Origin of the sequence: Pseudomonas sp. TNT3 (assembly GCF_010095445.2) — a bacterium.
GTDB lineage: Bacteria > Pseudomonadota > Gammaproteobacteria > Pseudomonadales > Pseudomonadaceae > Aquipseudomonas.
The window spans coordinates 1-13,614 of sequence record NZ_WFGV02000035.1 but is presented as its reverse complement, the minus strand read 5'-3'; the positions used below and the strand labels follow the sequence as shown (position 1 = coordinate 13,614).

The window sequence follows — 13,614 nt, the reverse complement described above, 5'->3', positions numbered from 1 at the left end:
CCGTCCATAACAATAAAAGCAGGACACATCACATGCAAAAAACCCTTGAATGGCCTTGGCGTTGCAGCCTGGGCATGGCGATAGCCTGCGCGTCTTCCACCGCCTGCGCAGGGTTCGTGGACGAGAGCAGCGCGACCCTTACCACGCGCAATTACTACCTGGACCGGGACTACAAAGGCGACAGCCCTTATTCGGCCGCTCGCGAGTGGGCACAGGGATTCATCCTCAAAGCCAACTCCGGATTTACCGGCGGGACCGTCGGCTTCGGCGTTGATCTCACGGGGATGCTGGGACTCAAACTTGACTCGTCGCCCAATCGGACCGGCACTCAACTCCTGCCTTTTGACCCGACGACCCGAAAGGCCGAAGACGAATATTCTGAACTGGGCGTGGCGCTCAAGGCGAAAATCTCAAAGACCCGGTTATCCGTTGGAACGCAGTTCCCTGCCCTGCCGGTCATCACCGCGAGCCCTGCTCGTTTGGTTCCGCAATCCTTTCGCGGCGCGTACGCGATTTCCGATGACATCAATGGCCTTACGTTACACACGGGTCGAATGGATCGAGTGAACCTGCGTGATTCCACCGACTATCAGCCAATCACACTGGCCTCGCCCAATGGCCGCTTCAAAAAGGGCGCCAGCTCGCAGCGTTTTGACTTCATTGGCGGCGACTATCAGTGGTCTGACACGTTAACCCTTCGCTATTTTCACGCCGAGTTAAAGGACCTGTACACCCAGGACTTTGGGGGCGTCATCCACCTGCTTCCCCTCGGCCCAGGCAAACTGAAGACAGATGTGCGGGTCTATAACAGTCAGGAAAACGGCCATGCCGAAGCCGGCAAGGTGGACAACTTGAACGTCGGAGCCATGTTCAGCTACCAGGTCGCTGCCCACACCCTGGGAATGGGTTACATGCACCAGACAGGCGACACGGCAATGGCCTACATCGCCGGCGGTGAGCCAACAGTGCTCAGCGACGGCACCATGAGTGCGGACTTCGTTAACCCGAAGGAGCGGACATGGGTGGTGCGATATGACTACAACTTCGCGGCCGTCGGTTTGCCGGGGTTGACCGGCATGGCCCGCTATCTGAGGGGGAGTAACATCGACCTGCCACACTTGGGAGGTAGCAATCTGACAGAGTCGTCGAAGGATCTCGAGTTGGCTTATGTCATACAGTCAGGCCCGGCAAAGGGTCTCGCGCTGCGCCTGCGCCATGCGTTGTATCGCAATGAGCAGAGTGAGGAATCGACATTCCGCAGTGATAACGAAACCCGGATTAACGTCGACTACACGCTTAAAGTCTGGTAGTTGATGGTCAAAAACCACACGCGAGGTCAAGGCATACTGAGGACTGAGCCCTGCGACGCGGGCTTCTATCCTGGATAGCCCGGCCTCAAATAAACGCCAACTCTGCTCGCGCCCCACGCACCGCAGCCATGTGCTGCTTGGTTTGGGGCAGCAGGTAGCTGAAGAAAAACCCGGCTGTTTCAAGTTTAACGGCACGCAGTGGATCGTCCTCAGGCAATTGCCGCGAGACCCTGGCCGCCCGCGCCCAGGCCAGCGCGAGCAGGGTCAGGCCGCAAAGCTGAAGGAAACTCCCTGCTGCTCGATACGGGTACTCAATATCCTTGAGCGATCGTTCACGCACCTCGCGAACCAGCACGTGAAGCTCACCACACAGGCTCTCCAATTGCTCAGCAAAGCCCGCGCACTGTGGCGTTTCGGCGCCCTGCCTGGACTCTTCGCGCAATTGCGCCAGCAACAGGTCAAATGTTTGGCCCTGATCGCCCAACACCTTGCGTAACAGCAGGTCGTTGGCCTGAATCTCGTTGCTGCCTTCGTAAATCATGGCGATGCGGCTGTCGCGCAGGGTTTGCTCGATGGCAAATTCGCAGACGTAACCGTAACCACCAAACACCTGCAAGGCGTTGCTGGCCTGGCGAAAACCCTGTTCGGTAAAAAACGCCTTGATGATCGGTGTCAGCAGTTGCGCCAGTTGCCCGGCTTGTTGTCGAGCCAGTAGCTGTGGGTCATGTTCGGACTGGTCCAACAGGTGCGCGGCCCAGTAGCCAATCGCGCGCATGCCTTCGCTGGTGGCGCGTAATTCGAGCAGGACGCGGCGCATAGCCGGATGGTAGTGGATCGGGTCGGCTGCCTGCGCCGCAACCCCGGCCGGTCTTGACGGTGCGCGCATCTGCAGCCGCTCACTGGCGTAGCTACGACAGTTCTGCCAGGCCGCTTCGCTGTGCCCCAGACCCTGTAGGCCTACATGAAGACGTGCTGAATTCATCATCACGAACATCGCCTTCAGACCGTGATTGACCTCGCCAATCAACCAGCCCTGGGCCGCTTCGAACACCATGGAACAGGTGGAGCTGCCCTTAATCCCCATCTTGTGCTCGATACCGTTGCAGGCCACGCCGTTGGCCTGACCCTGACTCAATAACTTCGGCACCAGAAACAGCGAAATCCCGTGGCTGCCAGCTGGCGCTCCCGGTACGCGAGCCAGCACCAGATGCAGGATGTTTTTGGTGAGGTCGTGCTCGCCGCCCGAGATAAACAGCTTGTTGCCGCTGAGCCGATAACTGCCGTCGTCCTGGGGTTCGGCGCGACAGCGTAGCAGGCCGACATCACTGCCAGCCTGGGGCTCAGTCAGGCACATGGTGGCCAGGCTTTCGCCACTAATTATTGCGGGAAGAAAGCGCTCCTGCAGCCACGCGTCTGCGTGGACCTTCAGGCAAAGATAAGCGCCGTGGGCAATGCCGGTGTACATGGCCCAAGCGTGGTTACTGGCGTACAGCATCTCTTGCAGTGCCGCGTCGAGCACTTGCGGCAAGCCTTGTCCACCGAGCGCTTCGGCACAGGCCAGGGCCGGCCAACCGCCTTCGACATAGGCCCGATAGGCATCGGCAAAGCCATCCGGAGTGCTGACCTGCCCCTCGGCCAAACGGCAACCCTGACGATCTCCGATGCTGTTTAATGGCGCCAGGATGTCACTACTGAAACGCCCGGCCTCCGTCAGCACCTGCACGGCCAGCGGTAAATCCAGCGCCTTGAATACCGAACTCCGATGCCACGCCTTGGGCGCCTGAAGCCAGTGCTCAAGAACAAATTGCATATCGCGCAAGGGCGCCTGATAGCTCCACATGTGAAACCTCATAGGGTAGAGAACAAGTGACATCCGTCGTTACGAGTGGGCGACTAATGTCGCATGTGCCAGGACGGGTTCTCGATCAGCAGGGCCATACCCTGCCCGCCACCGACACAGGCCGCGGCAATCCCATAGCGCAAATTGTGCTCGCGCAGTTGCCGGGACAAGGTCAATACCAGGCGCAGACCACTGGCTGCCAACGGGTGACCGAGGGCCAGCGAGCCGCCCTGGACGTTGAGAAGGGAGCGGTCCAGCTCCAACTCCTGAGCCACGGCGAGGACCTGGGCGGCCTGGGCTTCGTTGATTTCAAAGCGGCCAATCTGATTCAGGCTCAGGCCGCTGCGCTGCGCCAACAGACGAATCGCCGGTGCAGGACCGATGCCCATGAACTCCGGCGCCACCCCCACCACAGCGCTGGCCCGCAGCAAGGCTAACGGCGTATCGCGGCCAGCCGAAGCAGGTCCGACCAGCGCCGCTGCCGCACCATCAACTACCGCACAGCTGTTTCCGGCAGTTTGTACGCCTCCCTCGTGCACGGCGCGCAGCCGGGCCAAGGCGGCCAAATTTCCGTGTCGTGGGTGGCTGTCGTCACTCACCGAGTCGACACCACGTGGCAGGCGAATACCTCGAGATTGATAGCCTTTGAGTTCAAAGATCTGAGGAACTACATCAACAATCTCAGGCGCCAACCATCCTGCCTGCTGCGCCGCAAACGCTCGTTGATGGCTGGCACAGGCGTAGGCGTCCACGGCCTCGCGACTCAGCCCATAGCGCCGCGCCAGATTGTCGGCGGTGGCGATCATGTCCACCCCGGGAGCCGGGTCGTACAATGCTTCCCAGAGAAAGTCCTTGAACTGCACCCCGGCGCCAAGACGGAAACCGCCGCGATGGGTATAGGCCGCAATCGGATTGCGTGACATTGATTCGGCAGCCACGCACAGCGCCAGTTGCATGCCGCCATCCAGTTGCCTTGCGGCCTGGTGCAGCAGTTCGAATCCGGTGGCGCAGATACGCTGCACGCCCAGTGCCGGAACCGATTGCGCCACACCGCTATAGAGACCGATATGCCGTGGCAGCAGATAGGCATCGAAGCTGGCCTGGGCCATGGAACCCGCCAGCACGCTGTCTACCGCCAGCGGATCGACACCGCAACGCGCCAGTACTTCGCGCCCGACCTTGATGCCCAGGTCAATCGGCGAGACCTCGGCCAGCGCACCACCGAGGTCGACCCACGGCGTTCGCACCGCATCGAAAATCGCCGCGTCGGCATAGGCCGAGTACTGCCCGCCACTGTTCATGACTTCGCGCCGGCGCGCAGGATCGTCGGATCGAGACCGCGATACAGGGCCTCGACCTGCTCCGCGCGCCACTGCAACACCGCTCGCTGATTGATCGAACCCTTGTCGGTGATTTCTCCGCGATCAATGGAGGCCGGCTCGTCGAGCAAGGCAATCCATTCCAGGCGACTGGCATTGCCGCCGGCGTCGCGATTGAGCCGCTGCAACCAATCGGCGAACCACTCGCGTACCGGTGCGCTTGCCAACACCTGGGCGTCGCTGGCACGGGTCGTCAGCCCCGCCAGGATTCGGCATTCGTACATCCGCGGGAACACCAGCGCGCCGAGGCACTCACGGTCCGGCGCGGTCACCACCAGGTCCTGGACATAGGGTGAACCTTCCAGTACCGCACGATTGCGCAGCGGGCCGACACTGACGAACACCCCTGAAGACAGCTTGAAGTCCTCGGCGATGCGCCCATCGAACATCAACCCCAGTTGCGGGTCATGCGGGTTGGCTAACTTGAGCGCATCACCGGAACAGTAAAAGCCTTGTTCGTCGAACACCTCGGCCGTCTGCTGCGGCGACCGCCAGTAACCGGGCATGATGTGCGGCCCACGAAAGCGCCCTTCCAGCTTGCCGTCCTTCGGTACCAGACGGACCTCACAACCCGGCGCCGGCAAGCCGATATAACCGGCCATGGACAATGGCCCGGTTGTAAAAGTGCAGGATGGCGAGGCCTCGGTCATACCGAGCCCGGCCATCATCCGAATGCGTTCGCCACAGTGTTGTTCGGCTACCCGGTCCAGGCGATCCCAGACGCTTTGCGACAGCCCGGCAGCGGCGAAGAAGAACAGGCTGACGCGCTTGAAAAAACACGCCCGTAGCTCCGCGTCCTGTTCCAGGGCCGAGACCAGTTCTTCCCAGCCCTTGGGCACGGTCAGGTAGGCGGTGGGAGATATCTCCTTGAGGTTGCGCAGAGTCTGGGCAAACCCCTGCGCGGTAGGTTTACCGTCGTCCAGGTAAAAACTGCCGCCGTTGTAGAGCACGATGCCGAGGTTGTGGCTGCCGCCAAAAGTGTGGTTCCACGGCAGCCAGTCCACCAGCACCGGAGGCTCTTCGCCGAACACCGGAAAAGTCTGCAACAGCATCTGCTGATTGGCGCAGAGCATGCGTTGCGTGGTGATGACGGCCTTGGGCAGCTTGGTCGAGCCGGAAGTGAATAGAAACTTTGCAATGCTGTCCGGGCCGGTGGCGGCAAAAGCGGCTTCAGCCTCGGCGCCGCCCGGTTGTTCAAGCAAGCTGGAAAAGCTCGCCTGGCGGCGACCCGTGACCTGGCCACGGACGTTAATCAATGGCGTATCGGCTGGTAAAACGGCGTCGATGGCGCGCTGGTACGCGGGGGCGTCACTGACGAAAACAAGGCCTGGTTGCAGCAGGTCGCAAACGTGGCGCAGCTTGGAGAAATCCTGGGACAACAGCGAATAGGCCGGCGACACCGGGCAGTAGGGAATGCCCGCATACATGGCACCGAAGGCGACTTGCAAATGCTCGATGTCATTGCCCGAGAGTAGTACCAGGGGTTTATCGGCCGACAGGTCATAGCGCAGCAGGCCTTGGGCGATAGCCCGGACACTGTCGAGCATTTGCGCGTAACTCACCCGACGCCATTCACCGTCATCCTGGCGGGCGGCGATAAAGGTTTGCTCGGGACGCACTTGAGCCCAATGCACCAGACGGTCGAGCAACCGCCTGGGCATCTCGGCCAACGGTTCCAGGGAGCGCATGTGCAGTACACCCTGCTGCTCCGTAACTTCGACCGGCGCGCTACCGATGGACACGTGGCGATAGCGCAGTGCGCTGGCTTCGGCATGTGATTGCAAATTGAATTCGGAACTCAAGTGCTTGTTCTCCGTCGAGGCACGCTAAAAACAAGCCACACACAGGTGACTCATCGTTAGCGTGGCAGCCGATGGCTGCAGCCTTGTTATTGTTATTTCGGCCTTGCACGCGAGTGATTCGCTTCCGGGGAAGTCGATGCCCGACGTGGCGACGCCTGTTCAGATCGGGTAGTGCCGCGGTCCATTCTGCAAGGTGACCCAACGCAACTGGGTGAAATGCTCAATGGATGCCTTTCCACCGAAACTCCCGTAACCGCTGGACTTGACCCCGCCGAAGGGCATTTGCGCTTCGTCGTGCACGGTCGGGCCGTTGATATGACAGATGCCCGACTCGACCCGTTGGGCCAAGGCAAGGGCTCGCCCGCAATCGCGGCTGAAAATCGCCGCCGACAAACCGAACTCGGAGTCGTTGGCCAAGTGCAGCAGTGCTTCGTCCCCCTCACCGCGCAGCACCACGGCCACCGGTCCGAACGACTCCTCGCGGTACAGACGCATGCTCGCGTCGACGCCGTCGAGCAGGGTCGGCTGCAAAATGCTGCCGTCCAGTTGCCCGCCGACCACCAGTCGCGCCCCCTTGGCCAAGGCATCGTCGATCAACCCCTTGATGCGCATACCGGCGCTTGCGTCTACCAGCGAACCTAACACTGAGCCCGCAGCCGCAGGATCGCCCGCGCGCAGGGTGGCAACCTTGGCCGCCAACTTGGCGACAAAAGCGTCGGCAACCTTGGCATCGACGATCAGGCGCTCGGTGGACATGCAGATCTGCCCCTGATTGAAATAGGCGCCAAAGGCGGCCGCCTCAACCGCAGCATCCAGATCAGCATCATCGAGCACCAGCAACGGTGCCTTGCCGCCCAGTTCCAGCAAAGCCGGTTTGAGGTGGCGCGCACAGAGCTCGCCGACAATGCGTCCGACATGTGTCGAGCCCGTGAAATTGACCCGTCGCACCGCCGGGTTGGCGATCAACCGCTCGACAATCGCCGCTGCATCCGCTGGTGCATTACTGATGACATTGACGACGCCATCGCCCAAGCCTGCGTCTTGTAATACCTGGCCGATCAAACGGTGCACCGCAGGGCTGAGTTCGGAGGCCTTGAGCACGACGGTGTTGCCGCAAGCCAATGGCATGGCGATTGCGCGTGTGGCAAGAATCACCGGGGCGTTCCATGGAGCGATGCCCAACACTACGCCGCAGGGTTGGCGCAGGGCCATGGCGAAACTGCCCGGCACATCCGAAGGAATGACTTCGCCATTGATCTGAGTGGTCATCGACGCCGCTTCACGCAGCATATTGGCCGCCAGCCGCACGTTGAACGCGTACCAGTTGGACATCGCGCCGGTCTCGCCGGCTGCCTCGATGAACTCGGCACTGCGCGCTTGCAATTGTTCGGCAGCCTTGAGCAAACGAGTCCGACGTTCATTGGGTGCCAGCGCAGCCCAAACGGGAAACGCCTTCTGCGCAGCGGCCACCGCGGCGTCGGCATCTTCCAGGGTGGCGGCCGCTACCCGCGATACCAACTCGCCGGTCACCGGGTTACGGCGCTCGAAGGTTCGACTGTCGCGAGCGGGGCACGACTGGCCGCCAATCAGCAGGGGCACGTCCAGCATGGTGATTCCTCTTTATAGACTTTAACGGGAATGCATAGGAACGATTTGAACGTAAGCACCTCAGCGTTTGTACGCTTGCAGGCCGGGCTTGATGCTCTTGTCGTCGAGGAATTGCTTCATGCCTTGTTCACGGCCGCCTTCGGTGTCAAGCAGGCGTGACTGATCGAGCTTGGCATACAGGTAATCCTCGTTCTGCTCCCAGGTCAGTTCACGGCAGCGTTTGAAACCATGCTTGGCCGCTCGCAGCACCACCGGGTTTTTCTCCAGCAGATTACGCGCCAGCTCCACGGTGACTTCGCGCAGTTGCGCCAGAGGTACGCTTTCATTGACCAGGCCCATCTGCGCGGCTTTCTGCCCACCAAATGTCTTGCCCGTCATGATGTAGTAAAGCGACTGGCGATGGCCCACGGTGTCGGCCATGGCCTTGCTCACCAGGTTGCCCGGCGGGATACCCCAGTTGATTTCCGAAAGACCGAAAGTTGCTTCGTCAGCGCAAATCGCCAGGTCGCAGGCCACCAAGGGGCTGAAGCCGCCACCGAAACACCAGCCGTTGACCATGGCTATGGTCGGTTTGGCGTACATGCGCAACAGTTTCCATTGCCATTGCGAGGCTTCACGGCGGATTTTTTCCTGAAGAATCTCCGGGCCAGCGTCCACCTCGCGGAAGTACTCCTTGAGATCCATCCCGGCAGTCCAGGCTTCGCCCGCACCGGTCAGCACCAGTACACCGGCGTCCGGATCCTGCTCCAGCGTTTCCAGAACATCGATCATCTCGCGGTTCAGGGTCGGGCTCATGGCGTTGCGTTTTTCCGGACGGTTGAGGATGACCCACGCGATGCCTTCCTCGATTTCCACTTTGACCGTTGTCCAGCGACCTTCGTAATTACTCATGACGATGCTCTCTTGTTCTGGGAGTGAAGATGACTGGAAATTAAATCACCAAATTAGTTATGTCAATTAACTATTAATAGAATTAACCATTTTTTCACTTCTGAAAGCCCCCCGCTTTTTAGACGCCAAGCAACATTGGTCATAGCAATCACCGGTCAACGCCGGCAAAATAGATAGCCTTGTTAACTCCCAATACTCAGGACTCACCTGCAATGGCCAAGCCCTCCCCCCTCGCCGAATCGATCGAGGCACCGTCGACCAACGTCGAGATGCAGGCACCTCTCGATTCGGCGCTGAACGACCTGATCGGCTACGCCATGCGCCGCGCGCAACTCAAACTGTTCCAGAACCTGATCAGCCGCCTGTCGGACCACGATCTGCGACCCGCTCAATTCTCGGCCCTGGCGATCATCAATCAGAACCCCGGCCTGATGCAGGCAGATCTGGCGCGGGCACTGACCATCGAGCCGCCCCAAGTAGTGCCGCTGCTCAATAAACTGGAAAGCCGTGCGTTGGCAGTGCGCGTGCGTTGCAAGCCGGACAAGCGCTCTTATGGGATTTTTCTTAGCAAGACCGGCGAGACCCTGCTCAAGGAGCTGAATCAGATCGCCGCGCAAAGCGACCTGGACGCCACCGCTGCCCTGGACAATCAAGAACGCGAAGAGCTACTGCGTCTGCTGAAGAAGATTTATCAGGAGTGACGGCGCAGCGCCGACACGCCCCCCCTCAAAAAAAGGAACGTGCCGGTGAGAGGCCTGGGTGACCCAAGGGCTACCAGATCGGCAAGGTGTAGATCACCAGAAACCGGGTCTGGTTTTCATCGCGAAATGCTGCACCGGTCGGGAAATCATTGCGGTAGATCGCCTTGCGCGCCACCAGTGCAACGTCTTTCAGCGGACCGCTCTGCACCACGTAGCCCAGTTCCATCTGAAACTCACGCTCCTTGCGGTCCTCGGCGTTGAAGGCTTGCAGCTCGATATTGTCACCGCGCAGATAACGCAACCGGCCTCTCAGCCCGGGGACTCCGGACGCGGCAAAGTCATAGTCATAGATGGCCTGCCACGTGCGCTCCTTGGCATTGAGAAAGTCCGACGCCATGGTCAGCTCACTCATCCCCATCAACTCTGTCCCAGAGATGTACGGTGTCGCCGTGTCGCCACTGGAATGCATATAGCCGACACCAAAACGGTGCCCGCCATATCGGTAGCTGAACAGTCCAGAGACGTTGCGATTGTCCACTTCACCCGCTTTGGAACTGCCGTCCTCGCGACTGAAAAAACTACGCAGGTCGCTGGTCAATACCCCCCCGCCCAGCGGCAGGTCATGCAATAACGCAAACGTGTCCTGCTGATACAAGTCGGTGACCTCGGCGTGATAAACACGCAGGCTCAGCGCCTTGTTGACCTGATAATCGCCGCCCAGATAAGCCATGTGCGAGGTCGTGGCAGCAGCGTTGAACCTCCGATTGGGCGCAGCGATGGTCATCGCCTCATAGTTCGTGGAATTGCGCTTATCGATGCGATCGATGTACCCGGTGTTCAGCGTCAGGCCATCGATGTCCCTGGAGCTGAGAGTGGTACCGCGAAAGGTTTGGGGCAGCAGTCGCGAGGGACTGGCAAAAGCAAAGGGCAGGAAGATCGACACATCCCCGGACTTCAACGTGGTTTGAGCAAAACGCAGCTTGCCGGTCGGGGCCAGGCGCGAATAGTCATTCGCCGCTCGGTTGTCGCTGGCCGACACCGGCAACAACTCGGTGCCGCTACGATCCGGCGCGGAGTCGAGCTTGACCCCCAGCAGCCCCCGTACGTCCAGTCCGAAACCCAGCGGCCCTTCGGTAAATCCCGATTCCATGTTCATGATGAAACCCTGAGCCCACTCCTGGGCAGCGGTCTTGGTTCCATCGTCTTTGTATTGGCGATCCAGGTAGTAATTACGCAGGGTCAAGGTGCCATGGCTGTCTTCGATAAAGCCCCCGGCGCGGAGTTGGGTGGGCAGAACGCTTAAACCGAGCAGCGCCAGGAGCAGCCCTCGGCTGATACCAGGCACACAGGTGGCTGACGTCGTCGCGACGGTGTCCAGAGGGAGTTTTGGCATGTTTGTTTTCCATTTTTATTATTGTCAGTGCTGCCAGGGAGCGCTGTGCAACCGGCTTCGCGAGCAGAGAATGGAAACAGCCAATGACACCTGTCAATCGTAAATGACCGATAATCGAACATTAATATTATTATCTATTTTTATGATTAACTATTGATCAACCATTAACTTATTGATCTATTTGATATTTTTACTGTTTTTTAAAATTTTATTGGATCGCTTCATATTTTAGTTATCTTTGTTATCTTAATAATCAGCAGCCAGCACCAGTGCGATGTGGCGGCTCGACTCCACAAAAAAAATAACAATGAGGTTCACCCATGGACAGTCCATCGCGTCGTTCGACGCTGACAATCGCTTTGTGCTTTATCGTTGCGCTGATCGAGGGTTTCGATCTGCAGGCCGCCGGCACCACTGCCGCCGGGCTGCGCCAGAGTTTTGCCCTGGACCCGAAGATGATGGGCTGGGTGTTCAGCGCCGGGATCATCGGCCTGCTGCCCGGGGCATTTTTTGGCGGCTGGATCGCCGATCGCATCGGCCGCAAGAAAATCCTCGTCGGTGCAGTGCTGCTGTTCGGCTTGTTTTCCCTTTGCACTGCCTATGTCGGGAGCTACTCCAGCCTGTTGCTGGTGCGCTTCATGACCGGTTTGGGCCTGGGTGCCGCCCTGCCCAACCTTATAGCCTTGTGCGCCGAGGCCGTGAGCGAACGCAACCGCGGCACCGCTATCAGCGTCATGTATTGCGGCGTGCCCCTGGGCGGCGCGCTCGCTGCGGTAGTGGCGATGTTTTCCAGCGAACACTGGCAAACCACCTTCATCATCGGCGGCCTGGTGCCCTTGCTGGTGGTACCGCTGATGGCACTGCTGCTGCCCGAGTCCACCGCCTTCCGCCAGCAAAATTGCGCAACTGGCATCCCAAGGCCCTCCACCGCACAGGCGCTGTTCGGCGAAGGCCGCACACGCAACACGCTTGCCTTATGGATGAGCTATTTCTTCACCTTGACCGTGATGTACATGCTGCTCAACTGGCTCCCTTCATTACTGCTGGAACAGGGCTTCAGCAAACCACAGGCGGGCATGATCCAGATGCTGTTCAACATCGGTGGCGCCCTCGGCTCGCTGCTCGGCGGCCTGCTTCTGGACCGTTGCAATGGCCTGAAGGTCGTGCTGTTCGTGTATGTCGGGTTGCTGGCGGCGCTGGCCGGGGTCGGCCTGTCTATCGGCATCGTGTCAATGTCGATCGCAGGGTTTGCCGCCGGGCTTTTCGTCATGGCTGCGCAACTGGTGCTCTATGCCCTGGCACCACCGTCCTACCCGACCGCAGTGCGCGCAACCGGCGTCGGCGCGGCCGTGGCCATTGGTCGCTTGGGTTCAGTGGCAGGCCCCTTGGCCGCCGGGCAACTCCTTGCCGCCGGTGCCGGCACTACTGGCGTGCTGTTGGCGACTTCACCCGGACTGGTGATCGCCGCCTTGTCGATCATCACCGTGATCGCCCGCTCCAGTTCTACCACTGAAGCACCACTCAATACCGCCAGTTGAGCACCCCGTCGAAGTTTTCAACTTTCTAGCGATATCAGGCGGTTTCACGACCGCCGTCCCCTCTTGAGCGTCAACGTGCACCGGACTTCACGCAGCGCCAATGGATCCTTTCCAAGTAACATCTACACATGATCGATAATCGAACACTTTGTGTTTAATATAACTATCTGTTTTTAAACGTATTTATATATCTATAAGACAAAATACAACAACAACCTTTCCGCAATCACTTTTCAATGGATCCATAAATTGATTGACTGGCGCCGCACGGTGTCAGGTGTAGCGCCTGCCCGCTCATAAAAATAACAAGGGTGTCGTGATGAGTGATTTCTCTATCGGGTCCAGGCTTCGGCTTGCATCCAGCTTCGTGTGCCTTTCTCGCTTTACCTTTACCCACCCTCATGTCGAGGGGCAGCCATGAGTGTCGACCTGAAGAGCGTACTGGACGAGCAGCCAATGGCGCGTTTCCAATGGCTGGCCGTGGGAATCTGTATTGTCCTGAACATGATCGATGGCTTCGACGTGCTGGTGATGGCCTTCACGGCCTCATCGGTATCCGCGGAATGGGGCTTGAACGGAGCACAAATCGGCCTGTTGTTGAGTGCCGGACTGTTTGGCATGGCGGCAGGCTCTCTGTTCATTGCGCCATGGGCGGATCGCTTCGGTCGCCGGCCGCTGATCCTCTTTTGCTTGCTGCTTTCGGGGGTCGGCATGCTGTTGTCAGCCCTGAGCCAGACGCCCGTACAACTGGCGCTACTGCGTGGGCTGACCGGCCTGGGTATTGGCGGAATCCTGGCCAGCAGTAATGTGATTGCCAGTGAGTACGCCAATAAACGCTGGCGAGGGTTGGCGGTGAGCCTGCAATCCACCGGTTATGCCTTGGGCGCGACGCTTGGGGGCTTGTTGTCGGTGTGGCTGCTGACGCACTTTGGCTGGCGATCGGTATTCATCTTTGGTGGCGCCGCGACCTTGGCGGTGATTCCCCTGGTGTTGCTGTACTTACCTGAGTCGCTGGACTTTCTGATCGCCCGCCGCCCCGAGAATGCCTTGGTGCGCATCAATCGACTGGCTGCCCGCCTGGGCCAGCCCGTACTGCGCGAGTTGCCCGTCGCCACCCTGGCGCCGACTTCTGGCCGCGGCCGCCTGGCGCAG

The 13,614-nt window shown here is 59.6% G+C and carries 10 protein-coding genes; 4 read left to right on the top strand and 6 right to left on the bottom strand.

Annotation, left to right across the window (positions count from 1 at the left end):
- Window positions 1-32 precede the first annotated feature (32 nt).
- Window positions 33-1,310: an OprD family porin gene (locus GBC55_RS19640; protein ID WP_162438949.1), complete on the top strand. Its 1,278-nt coding sequence runs from the start codon at window positions 33-35 to the stop codon at window positions 1,308-1,310.
- A gap of 85 nt (window positions 1,311-1,395) precedes the next feature.
- On the opposite strand, the gene GBC55_RS19635 is transcribed toward GBC55_RS19640, so the two are convergent.
- The 5 genes from GBC55_RS19635 to GBC55_RS19615 form a co-directional block, all read right to left on the bottom strand.
- On the bottom strand, window positions 1,396-3,150 hold the full coding sequence (locus GBC55_RS19635) for an acyl-CoA dehydrogenase (protein WP_162438948.1): 1,755 nt from the start codon (window positions 3,148-3,150) through the stop codon (window positions 1,396-1,398).
- Between the two features lie 53 nt (window positions 3,151-3,203).
- Entirely contained in the window at window positions 3,204-4,451 is a 1,248-nt protein-coding gene (locus tag GBC55_RS19630) for a thiolase family protein (RefSeq protein ID WP_162438947.1), read from the bottom strand.
- Window positions 4,448-6,331, bottom strand: a complete 1,884-nt coding sequence (locus tag GBC55_RS19625) for a feruloyl-CoA synthase (protein ID WP_162438946.1) — start codon at window positions 6,329-6,331, stop codon at window positions 4,448-4,450. The genes GBC55_RS19630 and GBC55_RS19625 overlap by 4 nt, the downstream gene beginning before the upstream one ends.
- A 159-nt stretch (window positions 6,332-6,490) precedes the next feature.
- The gene (locus GBC55_RS19620) at window positions 6,491-7,939 is read right to left on the bottom strand and encodes an aldehyde dehydrogenase (protein ID WP_162438945.1); all 1,449 of its coding nucleotides are present in this window, start codon (window positions 7,937-7,939) and stop codon (window positions 6,491-6,493) included.
- 60 nt (window positions 7,940-7,999) lie between these two features.
- On the bottom strand, window positions 8,000-8,830 hold the full coding sequence (locus GBC55_RS19615; RefSeq protein ID WP_162438944.1) for a p-hydroxycinnamoyl CoA hydratase/lyase: 831 nt from the start codon (window positions 8,828-8,830) through the stop codon (window positions 8,000-8,002).
- A 212-nt stretch (window positions 8,831-9,042) separates the two neighbouring features.
- On the opposite strand from GBC55_RS19615, the gene GBC55_RS19610 reads away from it, so the two are divergent.
- Window positions 9,043-9,531, top strand: coding sequence for a MarR family transcriptional regulator (locus GBC55_RS19610; RefSeq protein WP_162438943.1), 489 nt, complete (start codon window positions 9,043-9,045; stop codon window positions 9,529-9,531).
- A gap of 70 nt (window positions 9,532-9,601) precedes the next feature.
- Here GBC55_RS19610 and GBC55_RS19605 read toward each other — a convergent pair whose 3' ends face one another.
- Entirely contained in the window at window positions 9,602-10,924 is a 1,323-nt protein-coding gene (locus GBC55_RS19605) for an OprD family porin (protein WP_162438942.1), read from the bottom strand.
- Window positions 10,925-11,244: 320 nt separating this feature from the next.
- On the opposite strand from GBC55_RS19605, the gene mhpT reads away from it, so the two are divergent.
- Window positions 11,245-12,462 (top strand): 3-(3-hydroxy-phenyl)propionate transporter MhpT, encoded by a 1,218-nt coding sequence (mhpT, locus tag GBC55_RS19600; RefSeq protein WP_162438941.1) that lies wholly within the window; start codon window positions 11,245-11,247, stop codon window positions 12,460-12,462.
- Window positions 12,463-12,879: 417 nt separating this feature from the next.
- On the top strand, window positions 12,880-13,614 hold a 735-nt coding region (locus GBC55_RS19595; RefSeq protein WP_247266955.1), incomplete at its 3' end, for an MFS transporter.

What these genes read in the sequence shown, in the direction of transcription:
- GBC55_RS19640 (WP_162438949.1), top strand. Translation starts at nt 33, where the DNA reads ATGCAAAAAACCCTTGAATGGCCTTGGCGTTGCAGCCTGGGCATGGCG.
- GBC55_RS19635 (WP_162438948.1), bottom strand. Translation starts at nt 3,150, where the DNA reads ATGTGGAGCTATCAGGCGCCCTTGCGCGATATGCAATTTGTTCTTGAG.
- GBC55_RS19630 (WP_162438947.1), bottom strand. Translation starts at nt 4,451, where the DNA reads ATGAACAGTGGCGGGCAGTACTCGGCCTATGCCGACGCGGCGATTTTC.
- GBC55_RS19620 (WP_162438945.1), bottom strand. Translation starts at nt 7,939, where the DNA reads ATGCTGGACGTGCCCCTGCTGATTGGCGGCCAGTCGTGCCCCGCTCGC.
- GBC55_RS19615 (WP_162438944.1), bottom strand. Translation starts at nt 8,830, where the DNA reads ATGAGTAATTACGAAGGTCGCTGGACAACGGTCAAAGTGGAAATCGAG.
- GBC55_RS19610 (WP_162438943.1), top strand. Translation starts at nt 9,043, where the DNA reads ATGGCCAAGCCCTCCCCCCTCGCCGAATCGATCGAGGCACCGTCGACC.
- GBC55_RS19605 (WP_162438942.1), bottom strand. Translation starts at nt 10,924, where the DNA reads ATGCCAAAACTCCCTCTGGACACCGTCGCGACGACGTCAGCCACCTGT.
- mhpT (WP_162438941.1), top strand. Translation starts at nt 11,245, where the DNA reads ATGGACAGTCCATCGCGTCGTTCGACGCTGACAATCGCTTTGTGCTTT.